The following is a 22,820-nucleotide window of genomic DNA, read 5'->3' as shown; positions in this document are numbered from 1 at the left end:
AAGACGCTATAGCGCAGACAGAGACCGTGGCTACTTTTGGTGCGCTTTACTCTTTCTTGATTCACGAAGGCTAAAGTCCGTCGAGTTCAAGACGGACAGTATCCCAATGACGAATGTTGCAGAGATAACCGGCAGGGCCACTTCGGCATTTTCGCTGACGAAGCTGCGAACCTTGCTGACGCGTCTCTGGCCATCCGTCCTGATCTACAGCGGTGTGCTGATCGCGGCGATAGCAGCCATGAAGCTGCCGAATGCCACGGACTATGTCGGCCCTGACAACGATGACGGCATGCGGCTTGTCGAGGTGCGCGACCTGCTTGCTGGCCAAGGCTGGTTCGATCTCACGCAGTATCGGCTTGGTGTCGGCGGAACGTTGATGCATTGGTCGCGACTCGTCGACTTGCCGCTAGCCTCGCTGATCAGGTTCTTCGGCCTCTTCCTGTCGACAGAAAAAGCCGAGACTGTTGCACTTGCTGTTTGGCCGCTTTCGCTCATTATCCCTCTGATGCTCGCGATGGCGATAGCCGCGCGCCGCATCGGCGGCATCGCGGCCATGCACATTTCGCTGGGTCTAACTGCTCTGATGGTGATGACAAGCGGCCGGTTCCTGCCAGGTGCAATTGATCATCATAATGTGCAACTCTGCCTCGTCGCCATGATGATTGCGATGTTGCTGGATGAGAAATATCGCGCCTGGAGCTATACCATCGCGGGATTCTGCGCCGCTCTTGCAATCGCGATCGGCGCCGAAACGACACCGGTTGTTGCGGCCGTCTGCATCACGGTCGCGATTTCCTGGGCCTGGCACGGGGAAACCTATGCGGCGGCGGCAAAAGCCTTCGGTCTATCCATGGCGCTCTTCATCAGCATTTTCTTCTTCGGTACGATTCCCCCCAGCCTGTATTCAACTGTAACCTGCGACAGCCTCTCGCTTGGCTTTTACAGTCTCTCCGCGACTGGCGGAGGCCTGCTCCTAGCCGTGGCCGTTTGCGCCAGCCATCTGTCGCGTTCTCTGCGTTTTGTCGCTCTTGCCGGTGTTGGCGCTATTGTCGCCGTATCCGCGCTCGTGATCGCGCCGCAATGCTTGCACAATCCAATGAACGATCTCGATCCCATGCTGATCGAGCTATGGCTTAACGGTATCTCTGAGGCGCGGTCGATCATTGCGATGGGGCGTACCGAGCCCTATTCGCTCGGTGCCTTTTATGCCGTTGGTCTACTTGGTGTCGGCACCTGCGTCTTCCGCATCTTTCATCGCGATCGTGTGGAGATTCATCTGATCCTGCTGCTCCTGCTGGGTGTGAGTTGGGCGATTGCACTTGTGCAGGTTCGGGGCGCCGCCTTCTCGAACATGATTTCAATCCTGCCGCTCGCGCTGCTGATTATCGATATGCGCCGGTTTTCGAATGGCGAACGGGAAAATATCGCTGCGGCTCTTTGCTATATCATGGTCGTGCTGGCGAGCGTGCCGGCCGCGTGGGCGGTGGCGGGTGGCTTTGTCGAGATACAACGCGAGACGCCGGAAGAAAAACAAAATGCCGCGAAGGAGGATGACGAAACGAATTCCTGCAAGTCCAGAGATGCTGTGGCGCCACTCAACACCATACCAGTTGGCATGATCGCGGCTTCTTCGGAAATGGGTGTTCCAATCCTGCGGTTCACCGGCCAGCACGTTTTGACCGCGCCGTATCACCGCAATCCGCAGGGCATGCTGACCGAACTTCATATCGGTCTTTCCGACCCAAAGGAGGCGGAAGCCTTCCTGCGCGGGGCCGGCGTCACCATGCTTGCCTTTTGCAAAGACGACCCCTCGACCGCCGCGCTCCGGAAATTGAAATCGGAAGGGCTCTACGCTCAGCTCGCGAAGGGTAATATTCCGTCTTACCTACGCCCGTTCGCCAAAGCCAAGAGCGTCGAATACTATCTCTTCAAGCCGGTGGATTGACAGGCCGCTCTGCAAAATCCTTGACGCCTAAGGCTGATCTTTCCCTCCGCTTTCGCTAGAAAGGAAGGATGAGTAATGTCTTCGACACCGATTCGCCCACGAACCTGACGGAATATTCGGTCTCCGAGCTTTCGGGATCGATCAAGCGCACGGTCGAAACCGCCTTCGATCAAGTGCGGGTGCGGGGCGAAATTTCCGGCTATCGCGGCCCGCATTCATCGGGTCATGCCTACTTCTCGCTGAAGGACGATCGCGCACGTATCGACGCCGTCATCTGGAAGGGCACATTCTCGCGGCTGAAGTTCCGGCCGGAAGAAGGAATGGAGGTAATCGCCACCGGCAAGGTAACGACTTTCCCCGGCTCATCGAAGTACCAGATCGTCATTGAAACGCTGGAGCCAGCCGGCGCCGGCGCGCTGATGGCGCTGATCGAGGAGCGCAAGCGCAAGCTTGGTGCTGAAGGTCTTTTTGACGCGGCGCGCAAGAGGCGGCTGCCGTTCATGCCGAAGGTCATCGGCGTCGTCACATCGCCGACGGGCGCCGTCATTCGCGATATCCTGCACCGCATTTCCGATCGTTTTCCCGTCCATGTTATCGTCTGGCCCGTCAAGGTGCAGGGCGATGGTTCCGGCGAGGAGGTGGCGAATGCCATCCGCGGTTTCAATGGCGTCCAGCCGGGCGGCGAAGTGCCGAGGCCGGATGTGCTGATCGTCGCCCGCGGCGGCGGCAGCCTCGAAGACCTCTGGAGCTTCAACGACGAGATCGTCGTGCGCGCCGCTGCTGAAAGTGAAATTCCGCTTATCTCCGCGGTTGGCCACGAGACGGACTGGACGCTGATCGATTATGCGGCCGATGTGCGTGCGCCGACGCCGACGGGTGCTGCGGAAATGGCCGTTCCCGTCAAGGCCGAACTGGAGGCGCAGGTTTCGGCACTTTCAGCTCGCCTGCAAGGCTGTACGAGCCGCCAGATGGATCAGCGGCGGCAGGCGGTTCGCTCGCTGATGCGGGCGCTGCCGTCGCTCGATCAGCTGCTTGCGATGCCACGCCGGCGTTTCGATGAGGCAGCGTCGGGCCTTGGCCGCGGGTTGGAACTCAACACCATCAATAAACGCCGGAGCTTTGAGCGCACCGCCTCGCATCTGAGGCCGGACGTGCTTTCTAACCGCATTGCCGAGCGCCGCCAGATACTTGCCGAGCGAATGACGCGGGCGGAGCGCATGGTGGAGCGACTGATCGATCGCTCTAAATCCCGTGTCGGCCGCGCCGATGTCGTCTTTGTCTCCCTGCCTATGCGCTTGAAAACGCAGACGGCGCGCATGCGCGACCATCTGGCAAACTTGTCCCGTCACGCCGATACCGCTGTCCGCCATCAGTTGACACGGGCAAGGGGCGAGCTTTCGGCACAGGACCGCGTGCTGCAGTCTCTCTCCTACAAAAACGTCTTGAAGCGCGGTTATGCAGTCATCCGCGACGATGAAAACCGGCCGGTATCGCAGGCCGCGGCACTTTCAGCCGGCAGCGCCATTTCGATCGAGTTTGCCGACGGCCGCGTCGGCGCCGTGACGACCGAAGGCGGTGCGCCGCCGAGGAAACGCTCGCCGAAGCCGGAAGAGCCGACCGCGCCGCCGAAGCAGGGCAGCCTATTCTAGGACAACCGATGCGTATCCTCCTGGTACTCGCCCATCCGCTCGATGAGAGTTTTGCCGCCTCTGTTGCAAAGACTGCGCGTGAAGCTCTGGCAGAAGCCGGTCATGCGGTTGATCTGCTCGATCTCTATGCCGAGGATTTCGATCCCCGCCTCACGAAGGCCGAGCGCGGCGGCTACTTCGACATCCCCTATGATGCCTCCAGCGTCTCAAAGATCGTGGAGCGGCTGAAGGCGGCCGATGGATTGATCCTTGTCTTTCCGCAGTGGTGGTTCAACTTTCCGGCGATCCTCAAGGGCTTCTTCGATCGGGTCTTCGCGCCCGGTGTTGCCTTCTCGCACGATGCGGCCGGCGGGCGGATCGTTCCGCAGCTGACCAATATTAGGCTGCTTTGGGCTTTGACGACGACAGGCTCGCCGTGGTGGCTGGTTCATCTCTATATGGGCAATCCGGTGCGCCGGCTGCTGAAGCGCGGCATCGCGAACTTCTGCTCCAATCGCCTCAATTTTCGCATGCTCAGCCTGCATGATATGGATCGCGCGACGGCCGCCAAACGCCAAGCTCATCTTGATCGCGTGCGCAAGGCGCTGAGCGCGATCTGACTATTCGAATTTCGTGAGAAATTTGCGCAGCAGCGCGTCGAGCGCTGCCTTGTCTTCATCGCTGAGGTTTTCGACGAGCCGCTGCTGATTGGCGACATGCGCACCGACCGCGGTCTCGACGGCTGCAAACCCTTTCTCCGTCAATGCAATCAGCACGCTTCGCCGATCGTCGGGGTTGAGCACGCGCTCGACAAAACCTGCTTTCTCGAGCTGGTCGATGCGGTTGGTCATCGTACCGGAGCTCACCATCGTCATCGCCAGAAGATCGCCTGGTGAGAGGCGATAGGGCGCTCCGGATCGCCGAAGCGTTGCGAGCACGTCGAAGGCGGACGACGACAGCCCGTGCTGCAGCAGCACTTGTTCAACCTCGCGTCCGAGATGCGTCGTCAGCCGCTTGAGGCGCCCCAGGATGCCCATCGCTTCGACGTCGAGGTCTGGCCGCTCACGTTGCCATTGGGACAGGATTTTATCGACGCGGTCCATTGCTTCCTCACCTTCGATAAACGAGCGATAGCACAAGATGTCTTGACGTCAAGATAAATACCACTATGTTGAGCCTTATCTTGATGTAGAGATTCTTGATATGAAGAAAAATAGCACCTATACAGCCGATGTCCTGACGACGGCCATTGCTCCAGCCATCTGGGGCAGCACCTATTTCGTAACGACCGCGTTCCTGCCTGCCGGCTATCCACTGACTGTTGCAATGCTGCGCGCCTTGCCTGCGGGTCTCTTGCTTCTTGTCACCGTCCGCCGCTTGCCGTGCGGCATCTGGTGGGGCAGGGTCTTCATCCTCGGCGCGCTGAACTTCTCGTTCTTCTGGGCAATGCTTTTCGTCTCCGCTTACCGGCTTCCGGGCGGCGTTGCCGCAACGGTCGGAGCCGTCCAGCCGCTGATCGTCATCGCGCTATCGCGCTTCTTTCTTGGCAAGCCGATCAAGCTTCTTGCCGTCCTGGCAGGTTTGGCCGGAATGGCCGGCGTCGCACTGCTGGTGTTAACACCAAAGGCTGCGCTTGATCCGATTGGTGTTGCCGCGGGTCTCGCAGGCGCCGTCTCGATGGCTTTCGGCACGGTGCTGACGCGCCGTTGGGCGCCGCCGGTCTCGAACCTCACATTCACGGCATGGCAATTGACCGCCGGCGGGCTTTTGCTCGTGCCGGTCGCGCTGATGTTCGAACCGGCTCTTCCGGTGCCGACGGCGGCAAATGTGCTTGGCATGGCCTATCTGGGATTGATCGGCGCCGCCTTCACTTATGTCGTGTGGTTCCGTGGCCTGTCGAAGATCGAGCCGTCGGCGGCCGCGTCGCTCGGCTTCCTAAGCCCGCTCGTCGCGACGCTTCTCGGCTGGTTGGCGCTCGGCCAAAGCTTGACGCCCGCGCAGCTCTTCGGATTCGCGCTTGTGCTGGCGAGCGTCTGGGTCAGCCAGAGGGCGATGGCGCCCGTCAGGCCCATTCTCCCTGCCGCATTACCGGAACCCGCGAGCCGTCCGGCTTGACCCCGTCGATATCCACCTCGTCGGAGCCGATCATCCAATCGATATGGATAAGGCTGGAATTGCCGCCCTGGGCCTTGATCTGATCCTGGCTGAGCTGCGCGCCACCCAGGAAGCACTTCGAGTAGCACTGGCCGAGCGCGATATGGCACGAGGCGTTTTCGTCAAAAAGCGTATTGTAGAACAGGATGCCGCTCGCCGAGATCGGCGACGAATGCGGCACCAGCGCCACTTCGCCGAGACGCCGCGCGCCTTCGTCGGTATCGAGCACCTTGTTCAATACCTCCGCGCCGCGCGAAGCCTTGGCCTCGATAATCCGGCCCTCTTCGAAATGAACCTGGATGTTGTCGATCAGCGTGCCTTGATGCGAGAGCGGTTTGGTGCTTGAGACATGGCCCTCGACGCGCAGCGCGTGCGGTGTCGTGAAGACCTCTTCGGTTGGGATATTCGGGTTGCACGTGACGCCGTTCTTGGCGACGGAGGCACCGCCATGCCACTCATGACCGTCGGCAAGGCCAACGGTCAGGTCGGTGCCCGGTCCCTTGAAATGCAGCGCGGCGAAGCGCTGGCCGTTCAGCCAGGATGAGCGTGTGGCAAGGTTCGCGTTGTGCTCCCTCCACGCTGAGACCGGATCGTCGAGATCGACGCGCGAGGCGGCAAAGATTGCCTTTGACAGTTTCGCGACCGCAATCGGCTCCGGATCGTCCGGAAATACGACCTTCGCCCAGGATGGGTTCGGATAGGCAACGATGTTCCAGTTGATGTCGAAGTTCGAGATCTTTTCCAGCGCCGGCTTATAGGCGGTGGAATTCGCCCGGTTCGCGCGGCCGACCTTGTTTGGATCCTGTTCGGAAAGCAGCATTGGATTGTCGCCGGCAATTGCGAGGCGCGCCGCGCCATTTTGATAGGCCTTTGCCATGCCGTCGTAGAGCCAGCCGGAGGCACGGTCGAAGCCTTCGTCGCTGCCGTATTGATAGCGGGCAAGCGTCGTCTCTTCGTCGGAATAGAACGTCGTGACGAGACCGGCACCGGCCATATAGGCATGCTTGGTGATCAGGCGAACCAGCGGCATCGCGACAACCGGAGCAGTAATCACCAGATCTTGCTCCCTCTGAAGTTGCAGGCCAACATTGACCGCGACCTCCGCGAGTTTCTCCAGCTTGATCGGATCGACGGAATTCTGACTCTGGGGCATGAACGTCATGGCCGGCTACCTCCTGAAATCGACTCTCTGAAGATGCCAGACTTAGACCCCTTTATAGCGAAAATGAAGCTCGGGCGGGCGATTTTGCGAGCGAAGGCCACGTGAGCCATAAGGTTTCGCCACAATGTTTTCTGCGGATGATTGGATTTCTGTGAGCATCCATGCCGGAAAATGGCAATTGCAGCGCTGCCGTGTCTCGCACCCCTTGCATTCGCCGGTAAAGTTCTGCCATTTTGCCTGTCCACTCCTCCGGCCCGGAGCCGGACAGCATCTTTCGGCGCGTCTTGCGTGCCGGGCAGTAACGGTCGAAAGCGGTAGCATCCCATGCGTATAACTATTGAGCGGTCAAACCTTTTGAAGTCGCTGAACCACGTTCACCGCGTGGTCGAACGTCGCAACACGATTCCGATCCTGTCCAATATCCTGCTGCGCGCAGATGGCCAGAACCTTGACATGAAGGCGACGGATCTCGACCTCGAAGTGACTGAAGCCACGCCCGCCAATGTCGAGCAGGGCGGCGCCACGACGGTTCCGGCGCATCTTCTTTACGACATCGTGCGCAAACTGCCAGACGGTTCTGAAGTTCTATTGGCGACATCGACAGATGGCGGCTCCATGGCTGTCCAGTCCGGCCGCTCGAAATTCTCGCTGCAGTGCCTGCCGGAATCCGATTTCCCGGACCTCACCGCCGGCACCTTCACGCATTCCTTCAAGCTGAAGGCGGCCGATCTCAAGATGCTGATCGACCGCACGCAGTTTGCGATCTCGACCGAAGAAACGCGCTACTATCTGAACGGCATCTTCTTGCACACGATCGAAAGCGACGGGGATCTTAAGTTGCGCGCCGTGGCGACGGATGGCCACCGCCTTGCACGCGCCGACGTGAAGGCGCCTTCCGGCTCCGAAGGCATGCCGGGCATCATCATTCCGCGCAAGACGGTCGGCGAACTGCAGAAACTCGTCGACAATCCCGATGCGGTGGTCACGGTCGAAGTCTCGGATGCCAAAATCCGCCTCAGCATCGGCTCGATCGTCATGACCTCCAAGCTCATCGACGGAACCTTCCCGGATTACCAGCGTGTGATCCCCACCGGCAACGACAAGGAAATGCGCGTCGATTGCTCGACGTTCGCCCAGGCTGTCGATCGCGTGTCGACGATTTCTTCCGAGCGCGGCCGCGCCGTGAAGCTCGCACTTTCCGACGGCCAGCTTTTGCTCACCGTCAACAATCCGGATTCCGGCAGCGCGACAGAGGAAGTCGCCGTCGGTTACGATACGGATTCCATGGAAATCGGCTTCAATGCCAAATATCTGCTCGACATCACGGCGCAGCTTTCCGGCGATCAGGCGATTTTCCTGTTTGCCGATGCGGGCTCGCCGACGCTTATTCGCGATACCGCTGGCGACGATGCACTTTACGTTCTGATGCCGATGCGCGTGTAAACGCGCGTAGCATTTGCCGTGCAAAGTTTGCCGATTGCGACGTTTGGTCTTGTTTTTGCGCCAGAGGATTGCAAATAGAGAGCTGGCGGTTTGGTGCATTATTCGTGGAGGACGGCATGGCGTTGCGGCTGAAAGAACGGCTCGGCAAGAAGTTCGATGAGGAAATCCGCTTCTTCAAGGGCATGATGCAGGGGCCGAAGACTGTCGGCTCCATCGTCCCGACCTCCTCCATCACCGCCCGCAAGATGGCGAGCGTCATCAACCTGAATTCAGGGCTTCCGGTCCTTGAACTCGGCCCCGGCACGGGCGCCATTACCAAGGCGATCCTCGGGCGCGGCGTGAAGCCGGAGAGCCTTGTCGCCATCGAATATTCGACGGATTTTTACGAGCATCTCGTGCGCCTCTACCCCGGCGTCCGCTTCATCAATGGCGACGCCTTCGACCTCGACAAGACGCTCGGCGACCTCAAGGATCAGACATTTGATTCCGTCGTTTCGGCTGTCCCGCTCCTGAACTTTCCGATGCAGGCGCGCTTTGCGCTTCTCGAAAGCTTGCTCGACCGTATTCCGGCAGGTCGGCCGGTCGTGCAGATTTCTTATGGCCCCGTCTCGCCGATCATCGCGCGGCCGGAGCGTTACCACATCCAGCATTTCGATTTCATCGTCCGCAATATCCCGCCGGCCCAGCTCTGGATCTACAGACGCGGCTGAAATGTACGGGCTGTACATCACCCACCCACAAGTGAAAATCGATCCGAACGTCCCGGTGCCCAGATGGGGGTTATCGGAGATCGGAGAGGCGCGCGCCCACAAGGCGGCTGAAAACGCTTGGGTGAGGCAACTGCGGCGTATTGTTTCGAGCGATGAGACGAAGGCGATCGAAACCGCGGAAATCTTGGCTACTCCGGCGGGCGTGGCCATCGAAATCCGGGACGGCATGCACGAAAACGACCGTTCCGCGACCGGCTTCCTGCCGCCTCCGGAATTCGAAAAAGCGGCCGACTGGTTCTTCGCCCATCCGCAGAACAGTTTCAGGGGCTGGGAGCGTGCCGCCGATGCGCAGCACCGCATCGTTTCGGCCTTCGAAACCGTTCTCGTCGACCACGATCCGCGCGAGCCGATCGCCTTTGTCGGGCATGGTGGCGTCGGCACGCTGCTGAAATGCCATCTTGAGAGCCGCGCCATCGCGCGCGATCGCGATCAGCCGCCCGGCGGCGGCAACCTCTATTGTTTCAGCCTTGCGGACCGGCGCTTATCATGCGACTGGACGCCCATGGAAAACTGGCAGGGATGGATGTGAGATGAACGCACGCGAGCGGCTGATCGTCGGGCTGGATGTTCCGACACTTGGCGAGGCGGAAAAGATCGTTTCGACGCTCGGCGACGACATTCTCCTCTACAAGATCGGCTATCAGCTCGTCTTTGCCGGCGGCCTGGAATTCGCGTGCGATCTTGCGCAGGACGGCAAGAAGATCTTCCTGGACATGAAGTTGCTCGATATCGACAACACGGTCGCTTCCGGCGTCGAGAATATCGTGAAAATGGGCATGTCGATGCTGACGCTGCATGCCTATCCCAAGGCGATGAAGGCTGCTGTGGAGGCTGCAAAAGGCTCGGACCTCTGCCTGCTTGGCGTGACCGTTCTCACCTCCATGGACGAGCAGGATCTGATCGCTGCGGGTTACGAATACGACCCGCATACGCTGGTGCTGCGCCGCGCCGAGCAGGCGCTGCTCGCCGGGATGGGCGGCGTCGTCTGCTCCGCCGAAGAATCCGCCGCCGTTCGGAAAATCGTCGGACCTGACATGGCGATCGTCACCCCCGGCATCCGCCCGGTAGGCAGCGAAAAGGGCGATCAGAAGCGGGTGATGACGCCGGCCGATGCGCTGAAGGCTGGCTCGAGCCACCTCGTCGTCGCACGGCCGATCGTCAAGGCGCCCGATCCGAAGGAGGCGGCGCGTGGCATTCTTGCCGAAATGGAAACCGCTCTCTGACGCCTGACGAAGGATATGGGTCGCGCGTTGCCTGCCCCCGCAATTTCGACCGTCAACAGGAGGAAGACCATGGCAAAGGGATACTGGATCGCGCGCGTCGATGTCCGCGATTCCGAGCGCTACAAGGATTATGTCGCGGCAGCCAAGCCGGCCTTTGAGAAATACGGTGCAAACTTCCTCGCCCGCGGCGGCGCAATCACCGAACTCGAAGGCAAGTCGCGCGCCCGAAACGTCGTCATCGAATTTCCTTCGGTGAAGCATGCGGTCGAGTGCTATAATTCACCGGAATACCAGATCGCCGCCAAGATCCGCCAGGAAGCTGCCGACGCGGAAATGGTCGTCGTGGAAGGCGTCTGAGCACTCTTCGCATCCGCAAAACTCGAGCGCGATGGGATCTTTCCGTCGCGCCGGGTTTCGGTTAATACGAGTGCCGACCAACGCATCCATCCAAGCCTTTCGAGGAACCTGCCATGACCCTTGCCAACCTGCCGCCGCTCGTGACTGTGTTCGGAGGTTCCGGCTTTATCGGCAGGCATATCGTGGGTGCGCTCGCAAAGCGCGGCTATCGAATTCGCGTCGCAGTGCGTCGCCCGGATCTTGCAGGTTTCCTGCAGCCACTTGGCAATGTCGGCCAGATTTCGTTCGTTCAGGCTAACCTGCGCTACCGCAACTCGGTCGATCGAGCCGTCGAGGGTGCGGACTTCATCATCAACTGTGTCGGCGTGCTCTTCGAGACCGGCCGCAACACCTTCGATGCGATCCAGGAGTTCGGTGCGCGTGCTGTCGCTGAAGCCGCCCGCGCCTCCGGCGCGAAGCTCATCCATATTTCGGCAATCGGCGCCGACGCGAATTCGGATTCCAGCTATGCCCGCACCAAGGGGCGCGCGGAGGCGGCAATTTTTTCGATCAAGAAGGACGCTGTGATCTTCCGCCCGTCGATCGTTTTCGGGCCGGAAGACGGCTTCTTCAACAAATTTGCGGAGATGGCCCGTCTTTCGCCGGTTCTGCCGCTCATCGGCGGTGGCAAGACGAAGCTGCAGCCGGTCTACGTTGAAGACGTGGCAGAAGCCGTAGCACGTGCCATCGAGGGCAAGGCTGCGGGCGGGGCGATCTATGAACTCGGTGGTCCGGAAGTGCTGACCTTCCGCGAATGTCTTCAGGTCATGCTGAAGGTTACCGCCCGCAAGAACCGGCTGGTTTCCATTCCCTTCAGTATTGCCTCGCTGATCGGCAGCGTCGCGTCGCTCGTTCCCTTCATTAAGCCCCCGATCACGGCCGATCAGGTTCGCCTGTTGAAGCGCGACAACGTCGTTTCAACGAAGGCCGAAGTGGATGGCCACACGCTGAAGGCCCTCGGAGTTACGCCGACAATGCTGACCTCCGTACTGCCGTCCTATCTGGTGCGTTATCGCCCGCATGGCCAGTACACGGGCTCGGGAAAAGCAGCCTGAGGAACGACCGCAGCAGTTGAGCGCCGCTTGTGTTTATCCGCGGGCGGTGTTTTTCATTTTTGCGTCTTTGAGACAGATCCGGCGCAAGTTTAGCGTGCTTTCTACGGCGTCACGCCAAAATGGCGTTGCATAAAAGACGCATCAAAAAATTAGTGAAATTAACGCCACATTTAGCAGGAACATTTATTGCTATTTGCTACTCCACTGACTACACACCCCGCGCGTCCTGAGATGGACTCAGCGCCTTTTGCGGCGCGCTAAATCGACTTTGAAAGGCTTTATTCGATGGGCAAGTCAATCGCGCTTCTTTTTGCGTGTGCGGCACTGGTTATCCTCGCAGGCTCCTTCATTGCGCCCGGCTCGGTCGCAGCGGTGAAGGGCGGTTGCGCGCCGGCTTATGGCATCGATCCCTGCTCCACCGCCTCGCTCAGCCACTGAGGGCAAAGGCCGGCTCTTTCCAGAGCCGCCCCTGATGTCAATTCCCTGAAAATCAGCTGAACAACGTCAAGCCGATCAGGCCTGCCGCGCCGATGAAGATTCGCCACCAGGCGAAGGGCGCATAGCCCCGGATCGAGACGAAATTGAGCAGCGCGCGAACAACGAAGAGCGCCGAGACGAAAGCCGCCACGAAGCCGACGACGATGAGCATTCCGTCATCAAAGCTCAGCACATTGCGGTTTTCGTAGAGGTCCAGCGCAAAGGCGCCGACCATCGTCGGCATGGCCAGAAAGAACGAGAATTCTGCCGCAGAACGCTTGTCGGCGCCCATCAGCAATGCGCCCACAATCGTGGCGCCAGAGCGGGATGTCCCCGGGATCATTGCCAGGCATTGGAAGAAACCTATCTTCACGGCCATCGGCAGCGAAAACTCCGTCACATCATGATATTTGGGCTTGAACTGGATCTTGTCGACGGCAAGGAGGACGAGGCCGCCGAGAATGAGGACGACGCAGATCAGCATCGGTGTTTCGAAAAGCACGTTCTTGATGAAGTCATGCGCAATGGCGCCGATAACGGCTGCCGGCAGAAAGCCAAAAAGAACGGCAAGGACGAAATGCCGCGCCCGCGCACTACGCGGCAAAGCAAGGGCAAGGCTCAGCAGTCGCTTGAAATAGACGAGAAGAATCGCAAGGATTGCGCCGAGCTGGATGAGAACGACAAATGTATTGCCCGGAGACCGAAAGCCCAGGAAGTGGCCTGCCAGCAGGACATGGGCTGTCGAAGAGACCGGTATGAATTCCGTGAGGCCCTCGATAAGGCCGAGAATGAGCGCACTGAAGATATCAGCCATGTTTTATCCCTTGTGAGACGGGGTGGGACCCGATTTGCTTGTATTGAAGGGGCCAAGCTCCTATAGCTGCAACGAATGAGTCATGACTAGGGCGCTATGAGTATGAATGCCCCCGAGCATGCCGCGACAAATCAACAATTCGGGTATCGATGCCGACGCTTTATCATCATCCTATGTCATCCGCTTCACGCTTCGTGCGGCTGATTCTGAGCGAGTATGGCTTTCAGGCAGATCTTATTGAAGAGCAAACCTGGGAAAAGCGGCGCGACTTTCTGGCGCTCAACCCCGCCGGTACCTTGCCGGTCTATGTGGACGACAGTATGCGCGCGCTTTGCGGCGCGGCCGTCATTTCGGAATATCTCGATGAAACGCACGGCGTGCTGAAGCGCGACAGGCGTCTTCTTGCGGAAGATCCTTTCCAGCGCGCGGAGATCCGGCGCCTCGGTGAGTGGTTCATGCAGAAAATGGAGACGGATGTAACCCGGCCTCTGGCACGGGAGCGCGTGTATAAGTTGCAGATGAGCGCAGATCAGGGCGGCGGTGCACCGGATTCGAAAATCCTGCGCACGGCACGCGCTAATATCCGCCAGCATATGAAATACCTGACCTGGCTTGCCGGTTCGCGGCAGTGGCTGGCAGGAGACCGCATGAGCTATGCCGACCTTGCGGCGGCCGCTTCGCTCTCGATCCTCGACTATCTCGGCGAGATCGATTGGACTGAATCGCCGATCGCCAAGGATTGGTATCAGCGCATGAAATCACGGCCATCCTTCCGCCCGCTGCTGACGGAGCGGGTGCGTGGACTGACACCGGTCTCTCACTACGCAGACCTGGATTTCTGACGAGGGCTTTCGATGCCCGAACGGATGACAGACGATAAGGAACGCAAGCGCCGCGACAATTTGACCGCCTTTGTTCATGCCGAGGCGGCAGCACTCGGCTTTGATCTCTGTCGCATCACGCGGCCGGATTCGATTCCCGAAGCGAAGGAACGGCTTGGCGAATTCATCGATGCCGGACGTCACGGCACGATGGAATGGATGGCGGAAACGCGCGATCGCCGTGGCGATCCTCGCACGCTCTGGAGCGATGTGAAGTCCATCGTTGTCTTCGGCCTCAATTACGGCCCCGGGGAAGACCCGCGCCAGATTCTTGAAAAGCCGGACAAGGCGGCAATCTCCGTCTATGCACGCAATCGCGACTATCACGACGTCATCAAGGGACGGCTCAAGGAGATCGCGACCCGCTTTACGGCACGGGCAGGCGTCGACGTCAAAGTCTTTGTCGACACGGCACCGGTGATGGAAAAACCGCTCGCCGCCGCAGCAGGTCTCGGCTGGCAGGGCAAGCATACCAATCTGGTCAGCCGCAGCCACGGTTCATGGCTCTTCCTCGGCTCGATGTTCACAACAGCCGATCTCAATATAGATGGCGCTGAGATCGATCATTGCGGCTCCTGCCGCGCTTGTCTCGATGCCTGTCCGACCAATGCATTCCCAGCGCCGTATCAGATCGACGCGCGGCGCTGCATCTCGTACCTGACGATCGAGCACAAAGGCCCGATCGATCCCGAATTCCGGCCGCTGATCGGCAATCGTATCTATGGCTGCGACGACTGTCTTGCCGCTTGTCCATGGAACAAGTTTGCTGCCTCGGCATCCGAAATGAAGCTGCAGGCGCGCGAAGACCTGAAAGAGCCGTCGATCGCCTTTCTTCTGACGCTGGATGACGCGGCTTTCCGGATCTTCTTCAGTGGCTCTCCGGTCAAGCGCATCGGCAGGAACCGCTTTATCCGCAACGTGCTGATCGCCGCCGGAAATTCCGGCGATCGCGGCCTTATCGGTCAATGCCGGCGGTTGGCGGCCGATGCGTCTCCAGCTGTTCGCGGCATGGCAATCTGGGCGCTTTCGCGATTGATGGAGCCTGGCGAATTTGGCGCCTTTGCGGCACAAAGGCCGGATGAGCCGGACGCTGACGTGCGTGCGGAATGGCAATTGGCGGGAGTGGTGTGATGCATGTGATGATTTTCGGCTGTGGCTATTCCGGCACGGCGATTGCCAAGGCTTTCTCGGCCGCAAGCGTCCGCATTTCCGGCACAACCCGATCGGCTGACAAGGCTGAGCTGCTCCGCAGCCAAGGGATCGAAGCCTTCATTTTCGACGGCGAGATCATCAGCGACGCCTTGCTTGAGGCCATGCGAAGCGTCACACACCTTGTCCAGTCGATCGCTCCGCGGGAAGCCGGGGACCCGCTGATCAATCGCGCAGGCGCCGAACTCGGCAAGATGATGCCGGCGCTGCAGTGGATCGGCTATCTTTCCACTGTTGGCGTTTACGGCGACCACAAGGGTGCGTGGGTCAGCGAAGAGACGGTCTGCGTCCCTGTTTCCGGGCGATCGAAGGAAAGGCTCGAGGCGGAGGATGCGTGGCTGGCGCTTGGCAGGGACCTCGGTATTCCGGCTGCCGTACTGCGGCTGTCGGGCATCTACGGCCCGGGCCGCAACGCGTTCATCAATCTCGACCGAGGCACGGCCCGGCGCCTGATCAAGAAGGATCAGGTTTTCAATCGCATCCGCGTTGAGGATATCGGCGCGTCGGCGCGCTACCTCGCGGACCGGTCCCTTGGTGGCATATATAATGTGACGGATGACCTGCCTGGCCCGCCGCAGGATGTCATCGTCGAAGCAGCGCGGCTGATGGGTGTTGAGCCACCTCCGGAACAGCCCTTCGAAACCGCCGAGCTGACGCCGATGGCACGCTCGTTCTACGGCGAAAATAAGCGCGTTTCGAACGCCAAATTGAAAGCCGCGGGCTACACCTTTTCCTTCCCGAACTACCCGATGTCGCTTGCACAATTGTGGCAGAGCGGACGGTGGCGCGGTTAACCTGAATACGCGATTCCAGCATATTCGAAATGAGTAGAAAATTCCTACTTTGGAATTTTTGCGATCTGATTTTCGCTCGCATTATGGTTAATGGCCTCTGAATTTGCGCAAATGAGGCATCAATTGTGGCGAGATCGGAAAATTATTTTTGTTACTTTTTTAACAAAGCGTCACGGCGCGTTGCAGCAGAAAAATTTGTTCTAATTTTACCTGATTCTCTTATCTTTTTTCCATTTTTCCGGTAGTCGAACTTTTTCAACTCGAATTCCTCCGGACTCACAAGTGTTACAGCTTGTAACATTCCGTGATAATCGGCGGCACTTTTTTGCCACTTTTCGCCGGATTTAAGCCCCGCCGCCCGTAAAGGCGGAATTCAATAGTTGAGGGGTAATCCGTTTTGAAGAATATCAGCCGTTCTATAGTCATTGTCACAGCTATTGCAGCTAGTTCTTTCATCCTTCCTGCCGAAGGATTTGCTGCAGCCGGATGTGGCGGCGCTTCGTGGTACGCACTGCATTCCAAAACAGCTTCCGGCGAACGTATGAATCCTGCCGTTTTGACTGCCGCTCACCGTTCGCTTCGGTTCGGTACCAAGCTTAGAGTCACCAACCGCAACAATGGCCGCAGCGTCATCGTTCGCGTCAATGACCGTGGCCCGTTCATCCGCGGCCGTGTTCTCGACCTTTCGCGCGCCGCCGCACAGAACATCGGTATGGTCCGCTCCGGTACTGCCAAGGTCTGCTACGAAGTCGTCGCCGCCAGCTAAGGCGTCCGCTACCAGCGCCGGACGGCGCTTGCTCTTGCCGTCAATCGCGGTTACCACGCGGTTGAGACTTGTGAAATCATCCGCAGCGTCAGTCACGCTTCCCGCGGATCGTTCACACGTTCGTGGCAACAGGAGTTTTGTGAATGCGTTTGGGCGGCCGCCTCGAGGGGGCGATTTCGGTTCTTGCTGATATCGATCAGCGCAAAAGACCTGTCGCCGACGCGCTGAAGGACTGGGGCCTCGCGCATCGCTTCGCAGGGTCCGGCGATCGCGCCGCAATCGGCAACATCGTTTATGATGCTTTGCGCATGCGGCTTTCGCATTCGTTTCTGATGGATGATGACAGCCCGCTGGCGATTGCCTATGCCGTCATGTTCCGCCAATGGCGGTTCACGCCGGAAGCGCTTGCCGCCGAACTTTCCGACGACAGGTTCGCGCCGCCTTCTCTGCCCGATGCAGCGCTCGCAGCCTTCCAGAGCCGGGCTCTTTCCTCCGCGCCTCCCCATGCCCAGGGTGATATTCCCGAGTGGGTGCAAAGCTCCTTCGAGACGGCATTCGGCGATAGCTGGCTTGCCGAAGCGCAGGCACTCGCCTCCCGCCCGACGCTCGACCTGCGAGCCAACATCCTGAAGGCCAGCCGCGAAAAGGCGGTCAAGGCGCTTGAAAGAGCTGGCGCGCATGAAGCGAAGATCGCGCGGTACGGCATCCGGATTCCTGCCGGTGAAGGCGCCTCGCGGCTTCCGAATGTCACGGCTGAGCTTTCCTTTCAAAAAGGCTGGTTCGAAGTTCAAGACGAGGGATCGCAGATCGTTGCCGATCTGGTGCTGCCGAAAGATGGCGAGCAGGTGCTCGACTATTGCGCCGGAGGTGGCGGCAAGACCCTGGCCATGGCGGCAGCGATGCACAATAAAGGCCAGATCCATGCTTATGACGCCGACCGCAAACGCCTCGCGCCGATCATCGAGCGTCTGAAGCGCGCCGGTACGCGCAATGTTCAAGTGCACGACGATGCGAAGGCGCTTTCGAGCCTGCGCGCTCGCTGCGACAAGGTGCTGGTCGATGCACCCTGCACCGGCACCGGCACTTGGCGCCGCCGCCCGGATACCAAATGGCGGCTGACGGCGAAAAATCTCGATGAACGCACCAGCCAGCAACTGGATGCGCTGAAACAGGCAAGCGCCTTCGTTCGCCCCGGCGGCGAATTGATTTACGTCACCTGTTCCGTGTTGCCGCAGGAGAATGAGGCGCAGGTCCGTCGCTTCACCACGGAAAATCCGGAATTCGCCATCGAAAGCGCCCTGCCTGCATGGAACGATCTGTTCGGCAAGGATGCACCGCGCCCGCGTTCGTCAGACGGTGAAACAGTTACGCTGACACCGGCATCGACTGATACGGACGGCTTTTTCTTCTGCCGGATGCACCGGAAAGCTTAAGGCGCCTCCGGCGCACGCAACGGGTATTGAAGACGCGGTGGGATTAAGTGGTGCACCACGGCAATCGCCACCAGCAGGACGCCGCCCAGAAAAACGACGGTAAAGAGCGTCAGCCCACCGAGATGCGAGCCGAACGCCACAAGCGGCACCGCACCCGCCGGTGGATGCGTGATCCGCAACAGCAGCATGCCAGCAATCGCAAGACCGACCGCGACCGCCCCAGCCCACCAGATGCCCGGAAAGAAGAAGGCGGCCAGACCAGCAATCAGCGCCGCCAGCAGATAGCCGCCGAGGACGTTTACCGGTTGAGCAAGGGGGCTCTGCGGCTGGCCGAAAAGCAGGACAGCACTCGCGCCGAAGGGTGCAATAAGCAGCGGAATGCCCGTCGCGATCGTCAACGCTCCAACGGAAAGCATGCCCACCATCGCGCCTATGCCGGATTTCAGATGGTGATGAGTCTCACCTTTTTGTTCGTGACGATGGATGAAATGCCTGATGTGATGGCGCACGCGGGGAATCCAGATCAGAAATTGAGCAATTGCACGCTAATAGATCAACCTTCTGCCTTTTTCCAAGCAAAGTCCTTTCTAATCACGCGCTTTCAGACAAATTCCATCCTTAAAATCATTCCAAACTAGAGTGTTTGACACTGGTTTTCTTTTGCGCGAAGAGATTTGGGTGATTTCAGACGGATATCCGTCACAGGAGAGGATCATGAAGCTCAACAAGAATTTCTGCGCAGCATTGGCGCTGGCGGTAGCCCCCCTATTCCCCGCCGCGGCCCTCGCAGACACCGACGCTGCCGCCGTCGTGAAGCATTATGCCGAAGTGGCCCATGCCAAGTACGAAGATTCGCTGATCACCGCGAAGGCGCTCGACAAGGCGATCGATGCCTTCCTGAAGGCGCCGAACGACGAGACGCTGAAGGCCGCCAAGGATGCGTGGCTTGCGGCCCGTGTTCCCTATCAGCAGACGGAAGTCTACCGCTTCGGCAATCCGATTGTCGATGACTGGGAAGGCAAGGTCAACGCCTGGCCGCTCGATGAGGGCCTGATCGATTACGTTGATGCGTCCTACGGTACGGAGAGCGACGAAAACGCGCTCTTTGTTGCAAACGTCATCGCCAACAAGACGATCAAGATCGACGGCAAGGATGTCGACGCTTCAAAGCTGACGCCGGAGTTCCTGTCCGGCACGTTGCAGGAAGCAGGCGGTGTCGAAGCCAATGTCGCGACCGGCTACCATGCTATTGAATTCCTGCTCTGGGGCCAGGACCTGAACGGTACAGGTCCTGGGTCGGGCGACCGCCCGGCAACGGACTACGACCTCAAGAATTGCACGCATGGCAATTGCGACCGGCGTGCCGAATATCTGAAGTCGGCCTCCACGCTGCTCGTCTCCGACCTGCAGGAAATGACCGACAATTGGGCGGCTGACGGTGCTGCGACGAAGAACGTCGAAGCTGATCCGAAGGTCGGCCTCGTCGCGATCCTGACCGGCATGGGCTCACTTTCCTACGGCGAACTCGCCGGCGAGCGCATGAAGCTTGGCCTGTTGCTGCACGATCCGGAAGAGGAGCATGATTGCTTCTCTGACAACACCTATAACTCGCACCTTAACGATGCGGTCGGCATCGCCGCCGCTTACACCGGGGATTACACCCGCGTCGACGGAACGAAACTGACCGGCGCATCACTGCACGATCTCGTTGCCGCCAAGGACAAGGCGCTTGATGCCGAGGTGGCGGGCAAGCTGAAGACGACGCTTGATGCGATGAACGCCATGGCAAAGCGCGGCGAGACGGTCGAGAAATACGACCAGATGATCGCCGAAGGCAACAAGGATGGCAACGCCGCCGTTCAAGCCGCCATCGACGGCCTCATCGACCAGACGAAGTCGATCCAACGCGTTATTGCCGCACTCGATCTCGGTACGGTTCAGCTTGAAGGTTCCGACAGCCTGGATAATCCTAACGCTGTCTTCCAATAAGCAAAAAGGCGGGTCGCTTCCGAACCGAAGCGGCCCGAACCCCGAAAATGCCGCATAATCCGGCTCGCCGCCTTTACTTCAGCGCAGCCTTCTGCGCCACGCTTGCCGGCCTTTCAGCGGCCATTGCCGCCAACTTCGATCTTCCGGCGAAACGGACAGACCTTTCCGATGCCGATTTGAAGCGCGCCGAGGCCGTGACGCGCCCGGCGAGTGATTTTTCCAAGGCCGAGCCATATGAAGCGATGCAGGCGGGTGCCGCCACATCGATTGATCCGGTTACACAGGATTCCTTCTCGCATATCTCGGGGAACATCTCCTTCGAGCAAGAGCAGAACTTCAATCTCGGCAACGCACTCTTCAAGAAGCTCTGGGTTTCCGCACCATCCTCGACACAGGCATCGGACGGACTCGGGCCGCTCTTCAATGCGCGCTCGTGCATGAGCTGCCACGTGAACGACGGACGCGGCAAGCCACCTGAAGGCGGCGTCAGCGCCACTTCGATGTTCCTTCGCCTTGCACGAGCAGCGGCGACACCGGAAGAAAGAGAGGCGATCGCAAATGCTAACGCCGTCAATTTCCCCGACCCTGCTTATGGCCATCAGCTGCAGGATCTTGCCGTGCCCGGTCTCGCCGCCGAAGGCAAGATGGCAATCCGCTATACGCCAAAGACCGTTACGCTTGCCGGTGGAGAAACAGTCTCACTGCGCGCGCCGACCTACGAAATCAAGGATCTAGCTTACGGCCCGCTCGACCCGGCAACGACGATATCGCCGCGTGTTGCCCCGGCGATGATCGGGCTGGGCCTCATTGAAGCCATTCCGACAGCCGATATCCTTGCGCATGCCGATCCGGACGACAAGAATAGCGACGGCATTTCGGGCAAGGCTGCCATTGTTCGCGATTCTCGCATCGGCGCAGCCACCCTTGGCCGCTTCGGCTGGAAGGCGCAGAATGCGACAGTGCGCGACCAGAGCGCTGCTGCTTTCTTGAGCGACATCGGCATATCGACGCCCGACCGGCCGGATGCGCATGGCGATTGCACGCAGGCCGAGATGAAATGCCAAAAAATGCCGACCGGTGTTCAAAAGCGCCTCGGCAATGAAGAGGCACCCGGGCCTATCCTCGACCTCGTGACCTTCTATTCCGCTAACCTCGCCGTGCCAGCGCGGCGAAAGGCAAGCTTCCCGGAGACGCTGCGGGGCAAGGAACTTTTCTATCGGTCCGGCTGCATATCTTGCCACGTGCCCAAATTCGTCACCCGTCGGGATGCGGCCGAAAAGGCCCAGTCTTTTCAGCTTATCTGGCCGTATTCGGACTTCCTGCTGCATGACATGGGTGAGGGTCTTGCTGATGGCCAGCAAGTTGGCCGCGCAAGCGGACGTGAATGGCGCACGCCGCCGCTATGGGGTATAGGACTGACCCGGACTGTCAGCGGGCACAGCTTTTTCCTTCACGACGGCCGCGCCAGAAATCTCACCGAAGCGATCCTCTGGCACGGCGGCGAAGCGGAAAAGGCCCGCGATGCATTCTCCTCTCTGCCGAAAGACGATAGAGAGGCCTTGATCAGATTCCTGGAGTCCCTGTAATGCGCCTTTGGCAACCTCTCCTGCTTTCGCTCGTGCTTGCGACATCGGCAACTGCGCAGACTGCGTCGACGCCGGCGGGGCTGAACGAGGAGGCTGTCCCGGCTGTAATGGCGCGCGCCGTCGATGAGGTGATCCGGCCCGGCTACCGCAATATGCAGCAGTCTGCAGCACGCCTGACGACGGCGATGAAGGATCTCTGTGACAACGGGACCCAGCAGACTCTGGACAAGGCCAAATCTGCCTTCGACGATACGATCCGCTATTGGTCGATCATCGAAATCGTACAGACCGGCCCGGTGATGCACGACAACCTCTTCGAACACATCCTCTTCTTCCCTGACCGCAAGGGCGTGGGTCTCAGGCAGGTGCAGGCGCTGCTCGCCAAGGCCGACCCGAAGGATGCGACAGTCGATGCGATTGGCGGAAAGAGCGTTGCCCTGCAGGGTCTCACGGCACTGGAATACGTGCTTTACGGCAACGGCTCCGATCAGCTGGTTGGTCAAAAGAACGGGTTCCGCTGCCAATACGGCGCGGCTGTCGCGGGCAATATCCAGCGGGAGGCCGGCGAAGTCGTTGCGGCTTGGGAGAAGCCGGATGGTGTGCAGGCAAGCTGGAAACGTCCCGGTCCCCAAAGCGAAGATTTCATGGATAACAAGGAAGCGGCGACCGCGCTTCTCGGCATTCTTGTCCACGGCGCCGAAACCGTCCGCGATCAGCGGCTGGAGCTGTTCTACAAAGGCCGGGACACCGCGCCGCGCCCGCGCATGGCTATCTACTGGCGCTCGAAAAACACCTGGAAGTCGATGACGGCAAACATCGAGGGACTGCGCACGCTCTGGCAAAAGGCTGGAATGGCGGAGCTCCTGCCTGCCGACAAGAAGCCCATCGCCGATGCGATCGAGGCGAACTTCAAAACGCTGCTCGACACAGTCCCGAAACTCAATCCGGATATCGACGTGGCCACCAGCGATGCGGAGAAAGCCAAGCTTGACGCATTTCTGGCAACAAGCCGCGCGCTGATCACCCGCATAAGCGACGAATATGGCGGCGCAATCGGCCTTTCCGCCGGCTTCTCCTTCTCCGACGGGGACTGAG

General features: G+C 59.6%; 23 protein-coding genes. 19 read left to right on the top strand and 4 right to left on the bottom strand.

The features are described from left to right. Positions 1 to 106 precede the first annotated feature (106 nt). The 3 genes from ACZ9BX_RS14435 to ACZ9BX_RS14425 all read left to right on the top strand — a co-directional run bounded on the left by ACZ9BX_RS14435 (position 107) and on the right by ACZ9BX_RS14425 (position 4,193). On the top strand, positions 107 to 1,945 hold the full coding sequence (locus ACZ9BX_RS14435; protein ID WP_476218629.1) for a hypothetical protein: 1,839 nt from the start codon (positions 107 to 109) through the stop codon (positions 1,943 to 1,945). A 68-nt stretch (positions 1,946 to 2,013) separates the two neighbouring features. After that, positions 2,014 to 3,594 carry an exodeoxyribonuclease VII large subunit gene (xseA, locus tag ACZ9BX_RS14430; protein WP_476218628.1) on the top strand — a complete coding sequence of 527 codons (1,581 nt, stop codon included), beginning with the start codon at positions 2,014 to 2,016 and terminating at the stop codon, positions 3,592 to 3,594. A gap of 8 nt (positions 3,595 to 3,602) precedes the next feature. Next, the gene (locus tag ACZ9BX_RS14425; protein WP_476218627.1) at positions 3,603 to 4,193 is read left to right on the top strand and encodes an NAD(P)H-dependent oxidoreductase; all 591 of its coding nucleotides are present in this window, start codon (positions 3,603 to 3,605) and stop codon (positions 4,191 to 4,193) included. Here ACZ9BX_RS14425 and ACZ9BX_RS14420 read toward each other — a convergent pair whose 3' ends face one another. Further along, the gene (locus tag ACZ9BX_RS14420; RefSeq protein ID WP_476218626.1) at positions 4,194 to 4,676 is read right to left on the bottom strand and encodes a MarR family winged helix-turn-helix transcriptional regulator; all 483 of its coding nucleotides are present in this window, start codon (positions 4,674 to 4,676) and stop codon (positions 4,194 to 4,196) included. Between the two features lie 100 nt (positions 4,677 to 4,776). Between ACZ9BX_RS14420 and ACZ9BX_RS14415 the strand changes: the two genes are divergently transcribed. Beyond that, positions 4,777 to 5,688: an EamA family transporter gene (locus tag ACZ9BX_RS14415; RefSeq protein WP_476218625.1), complete on the top strand. Its 912-nt coding sequence runs from the start codon at positions 4,777 to 4,779 to the stop codon at positions 5,686 to 5,688. Here the strand turns inward: ACZ9BX_RS14415 and ACZ9BX_RS14410 are convergent. Further along, positions 5,636 to 6,889: an aminopeptidase gene (locus tag ACZ9BX_RS14410; protein ID WP_476218624.1), complete on the bottom strand. Its 1,254-nt coding sequence runs from the start codon at positions 6,887 to 6,889 to the stop codon at positions 5,636 to 5,638. The genes ACZ9BX_RS14415 and ACZ9BX_RS14410 overlap by 53 nt on opposite strands. A 324-nt stretch (positions 6,890 to 7,213) precedes the next feature. Here ACZ9BX_RS14410 and dnaN point away from each other — a divergent pair, with 324 nt between their 5' ends. From dnaN to ACZ9BX_RS14375, 7 genes are all read left to right on the top strand, one after another. Continuing rightward, positions 7,214 to 8,332 carry a DNA polymerase III subunit beta gene (dnaN, locus tag ACZ9BX_RS14405; RefSeq protein WP_476218623.1) on the top strand — a complete coding sequence of 373 codons (1,119 nt, stop codon included), beginning with the start codon at positions 7,214 to 7,216 and terminating at the stop codon, positions 8,330 to 8,332. 116 nt (positions 8,333 to 8,448) lie between these two features. Beyond that, the gene (pmtA, locus tag ACZ9BX_RS14400; RefSeq protein ID WP_086993492.1) at positions 8,449 to 9,042 is read left to right on the top strand and encodes a phospholipid N-methyltransferase PmtA; all 594 of its coding nucleotides are present in this window, start codon (positions 8,449 to 8,451) and stop codon (positions 9,040 to 9,042) included. 1 nt (position 9,043) lies between these two features. Next, complete coding sequence (locus tag ACZ9BX_RS14395; protein WP_476218622.1) at positions 9,044 to 9,631, top strand: histidine phosphatase family protein; 588 nt, start codon at positions 9,044 to 9,046, stop codon at positions 9,629 to 9,631. A gap of 1 nt (position 9,632) precedes the next feature. Beyond that, positions 9,633 to 10,325 (top strand): orotidine-5'-phosphate decarboxylase, encoded by a 693-nt coding sequence (gene pyrF, locus ACZ9BX_RS14390; RefSeq protein ID WP_476218621.1) that lies wholly within the window; start codon positions 9,633 to 9,635, stop codon positions 10,323 to 10,325. A 69-nt stretch (positions 10,326 to 10,394) separates the two neighbouring features. After that, a complete protein-coding gene (locus tag ACZ9BX_RS14385; protein ID WP_476218620.1) occupies positions 10,395 to 10,682 on the top strand; it encodes a DUF1330 domain-containing protein in 288 nt (95 codons plus the stop codon). 113 nt (positions 10,683 to 10,795) lie between these two features. Beyond that, positions 10,796 to 11,776, top strand: a complete 981-nt coding sequence (locus ACZ9BX_RS14380; RefSeq protein ID WP_476218619.1) for a complex I NDUFA9 subunit family protein — start codon at positions 10,796 to 10,798, stop codon at positions 11,774 to 11,776. Positions 11,777 to 12,061: 285 nt separating this feature from the next. Then, on the top strand, positions 12,062 to 12,214 hold the full coding sequence (locus tag ACZ9BX_RS14375; protein ID WP_476218618.1) for a hypothetical protein: 153 nt from the start codon (positions 12,062 to 12,064) through the stop codon (positions 12,212 to 12,214). Positions 12,215 to 12,266: 52 nt separating this feature from the next. Here ACZ9BX_RS14375 and ACZ9BX_RS14370 read toward each other — a convergent pair whose 3' ends face one another. Then, positions 12,267 to 13,067: an undecaprenyl-diphosphate phosphatase gene (locus ACZ9BX_RS14370; protein WP_476218617.1), complete on the bottom strand. Its 801-nt coding sequence runs from the start codon at positions 13,065 to 13,067 to the stop codon at positions 12,267 to 12,269. Positions 13,068 to 13,216: 149 nt separating this feature from the next. On the opposite strand from ACZ9BX_RS14370, the gene ACZ9BX_RS14365 reads away from it, so the two are divergent. The 5 genes from ACZ9BX_RS14365 to ACZ9BX_RS14345 all read left to right on the top strand — a co-directional run bounded on the left by ACZ9BX_RS14365 (position 13,217) and on the right by ACZ9BX_RS14345 (position 18,150). Beyond that, positions 13,217 to 13,909: a glutathione S-transferase family protein gene (locus ACZ9BX_RS14365; RefSeq protein ID WP_027510601.1), complete on the top strand. Its 693-nt coding sequence runs from the start codon at positions 13,217 to 13,219 to the stop codon at positions 13,907 to 13,909. A 12-nt stretch (positions 13,910 to 13,921) separates the two neighbouring features. Beyond that, complete coding sequence (queG, locus tag ACZ9BX_RS14360; protein ID WP_476218616.1) at positions 13,922 to 15,079, top strand: tRNA epoxyqueuosine(34) reductase QueG; 1,158 nt, start codon at positions 13,922 to 13,924, stop codon at positions 15,077 to 15,079. Further along, positions 15,079 to 15,951 (top strand): SDR family oxidoreductase, encoded by an 873-nt coding sequence (locus ACZ9BX_RS14355; RefSeq protein WP_476218615.1) that lies wholly within the window; start codon positions 15,079 to 15,081, stop codon positions 15,949 to 15,951. Before queG ends, ACZ9BX_RS14355 begins: the two co-directional genes overlap by 1 nt. Before the next feature lie 397 nt (positions 15,952 to 16,348). Next, entirely contained in the window at positions 16,349 to 16,717 is a 369-nt protein-coding gene (locus ACZ9BX_RS14350; RefSeq protein ID WP_476218614.1) for a septal ring lytic transglycosylase RlpA family protein, read from the top strand. 143 nt (positions 16,718 to 16,860) lie between these two features. Then, complete coding sequence (locus tag ACZ9BX_RS14345) at positions 16,861 to 18,150, top strand: RsmB/NOP family class I SAM-dependent RNA methyltransferase (RefSeq protein WP_476218613.1); 1,290 nt, start codon at positions 16,861 to 16,863, stop codon at positions 18,148 to 18,150. On the opposite strand, the gene ACZ9BX_RS14340 is transcribed toward ACZ9BX_RS14345, so the two are convergent. After that, positions 18,147 to 18,659, bottom strand: coding sequence for an HPP family protein (locus ACZ9BX_RS14340; RefSeq protein ID WP_476218612.1), 513 nt, complete (start codon positions 18,657 to 18,659; stop codon positions 18,147 to 18,149). The genes ACZ9BX_RS14345 and ACZ9BX_RS14340 overlap by 4 nt on opposite strands. Positions 18,660 to 18,864: 205 nt before the next feature. On the opposite strand from ACZ9BX_RS14340, the gene ACZ9BX_RS14335 reads away from it, so the two are divergent. The 3 genes from ACZ9BX_RS14335 to ACZ9BX_RS14325 are packed head-to-tail and all read left to right on the top strand — an operon-like array spanning position 18,865 to position 22,819. Further along, on the top strand, positions 18,865 to 20,139 hold the full coding sequence (locus ACZ9BX_RS14335) for an imelysin family protein (RefSeq protein WP_476218611.1): 1,275 nt from the start codon (positions 18,865 to 18,867) through the stop codon (positions 20,137 to 20,139). 47 nt (positions 20,140 to 20,186) lie between these two features. Further along, positions 20,187 to 21,725, top strand: a complete 1,539-nt coding sequence (locus ACZ9BX_RS14330; protein WP_476218610.1) for a di-heme oxidoreductase family protein — start codon at positions 20,187 to 20,189, stop codon at positions 21,723 to 21,725. Further along, entirely contained in the window at positions 21,725 to 22,819 is a 1,095-nt protein-coding gene (locus ACZ9BX_RS14325) for an imelysin family protein (RefSeq protein WP_476218609.1), read from the top strand. Before ACZ9BX_RS14330 ends, ACZ9BX_RS14325 begins: the two co-directional genes overlap by 1 nt. The last annotated feature ends 1 nt before the right edge of the window (position 22,820 follow it).

The sequence above is a fragment of the Rhizobium sp. USDA 3886 genome (assembly GCF_056279785.1).
Note: the sequence above shows the minus strand (reverse complement) of the source record. Positions and strands in the feature narration are given on the sequence as shown.

Bases quoted from the DNA above. Each gene is read 5' to 3' on its own strand.
- ACZ9BX_RS14365 (WP_027510601.1), top strand. From the start codon at position 13,217: ATGCCGACGCTTTATCATCATCCTATGTCATCCGCTTCACGCTTCGTG.
- ACZ9BX_RS14385 (WP_476218620.1), top strand. From the start codon at position 10,395: ATGGCAAAGGGATACTGGATCGCGCGCGTCGATGTCCGCGATTCCGAG.
- ACZ9BX_RS14425 (WP_476218627.1), top strand. From the start codon at position 3,603: ATGCGTATCCTCCTGGTACTCGCCCATCCGCTCGATGAGAGTTTTGCC.
- ACZ9BX_RS14330 (WP_476218610.1), top strand. From the start codon at position 20,187: ATGCCGCATAATCCGGCTCGCCGCCTTTACTTCAGCGCAGCCTTCTGC.
- ACZ9BX_RS14435 (WP_476218629.1), top strand. From the start codon at position 107: ATGACGAATGTTGCAGAGATAACCGGCAGGGCCACTTCGGCATTTTCG.
- queG (WP_476218616.1), top strand. From the start codon at position 13,922: ATGCCCGAACGGATGACAGACGATAAGGAACGCAAGCGCCGCGACAAT.
- pyrF (WP_476218621.1), top strand. From the start codon at position 9,633: ATGAACGCACGCGAGCGGCTGATCGTCGGGCTGGATGTTCCGACACTT.
- ACZ9BX_RS14375 (WP_476218618.1), top strand. From the start codon at position 12,062: ATGGGCAAGTCAATCGCGCTTCTTTTTGCGTGTGCGGCACTGGTTATC.
- ACZ9BX_RS14420 (WP_476218626.1), bottom strand. From the start codon at position 4,676: ATGGACCGCGTCGATAAAATCCTGTCCCAATGGCAACGTGAGCGGCCA.
- ACZ9BX_RS14395 (WP_476218622.1), top strand. From the start codon at position 9,044: ATGTACGGGCTGTACATCACCCACCCACAAGTGAAAATCGATCCGAAC.
- ACZ9BX_RS14410 (WP_476218624.1), bottom strand. From the start codon at position 6,889: ATGACGTTCATGCCCCAGAGTCAGAATTCCGTCGATCCGATCAAGCTG.
- ACZ9BX_RS14380 (WP_476218619.1), top strand. From the start codon at position 10,796: ATGACCCTTGCCAACCTGCCGCCGCTCGTGACTGTGTTCGGAGGTTCC.
- ACZ9BX_RS14335 (WP_476218611.1), top strand. From the start codon at position 18,865: ATGAAGCTCAACAAGAATTTCTGCGCAGCATTGGCGCTGGCGGTAGCC.
- ACZ9BX_RS14355 (WP_476218615.1), top strand. From the start codon at position 15,079: ATGCATGTGATGATTTTCGGCTGTGGCTATTCCGGCACGGCGATTGCC.
- xseA (WP_476218628.1), top strand. From the start codon at position 2,014: ATGAGTAATGTCTTCGACACCGATTCGCCCACGAACCTGACGGAATAT.
- dnaN (WP_476218623.1), top strand. From the start codon at position 7,214: ATGCGTATAACTATTGAGCGGTCAAACCTTTTGAAGTCGCTGAACCAC.
- ACZ9BX_RS14325 (WP_476218609.1), top strand. From the start codon at position 21,725: ATGCGCCTTTGGCAACCTCTCCTGCTTTCGCTCGTGCTTGCGACATCG.
- ACZ9BX_RS14415 (WP_476218625.1), top strand. From the start codon at position 4,777: ATGAAGAAAAATAGCACCTATACAGCCGATGTCCTGACGACGGCCATT.
- ACZ9BX_RS14370 (WP_476218617.1), bottom strand. From the start codon at position 13,067: ATGGCTGATATCTTCAGTGCGCTCATTCTCGGCCTTATCGAGGGCCTC.
- pmtA (WP_086993492.1), top strand. From the start codon at position 8,449: ATGGCGTTGCGGCTGAAAGAACGGCTCGGCAAGAAGTTCGATGAGGAA.
- ACZ9BX_RS14345 (WP_476218613.1), top strand. From the start codon at position 16,861: ATGCGTTTGGGCGGCCGCCTCGAGGGGGCGATTTCGGTTCTTGCTGAT.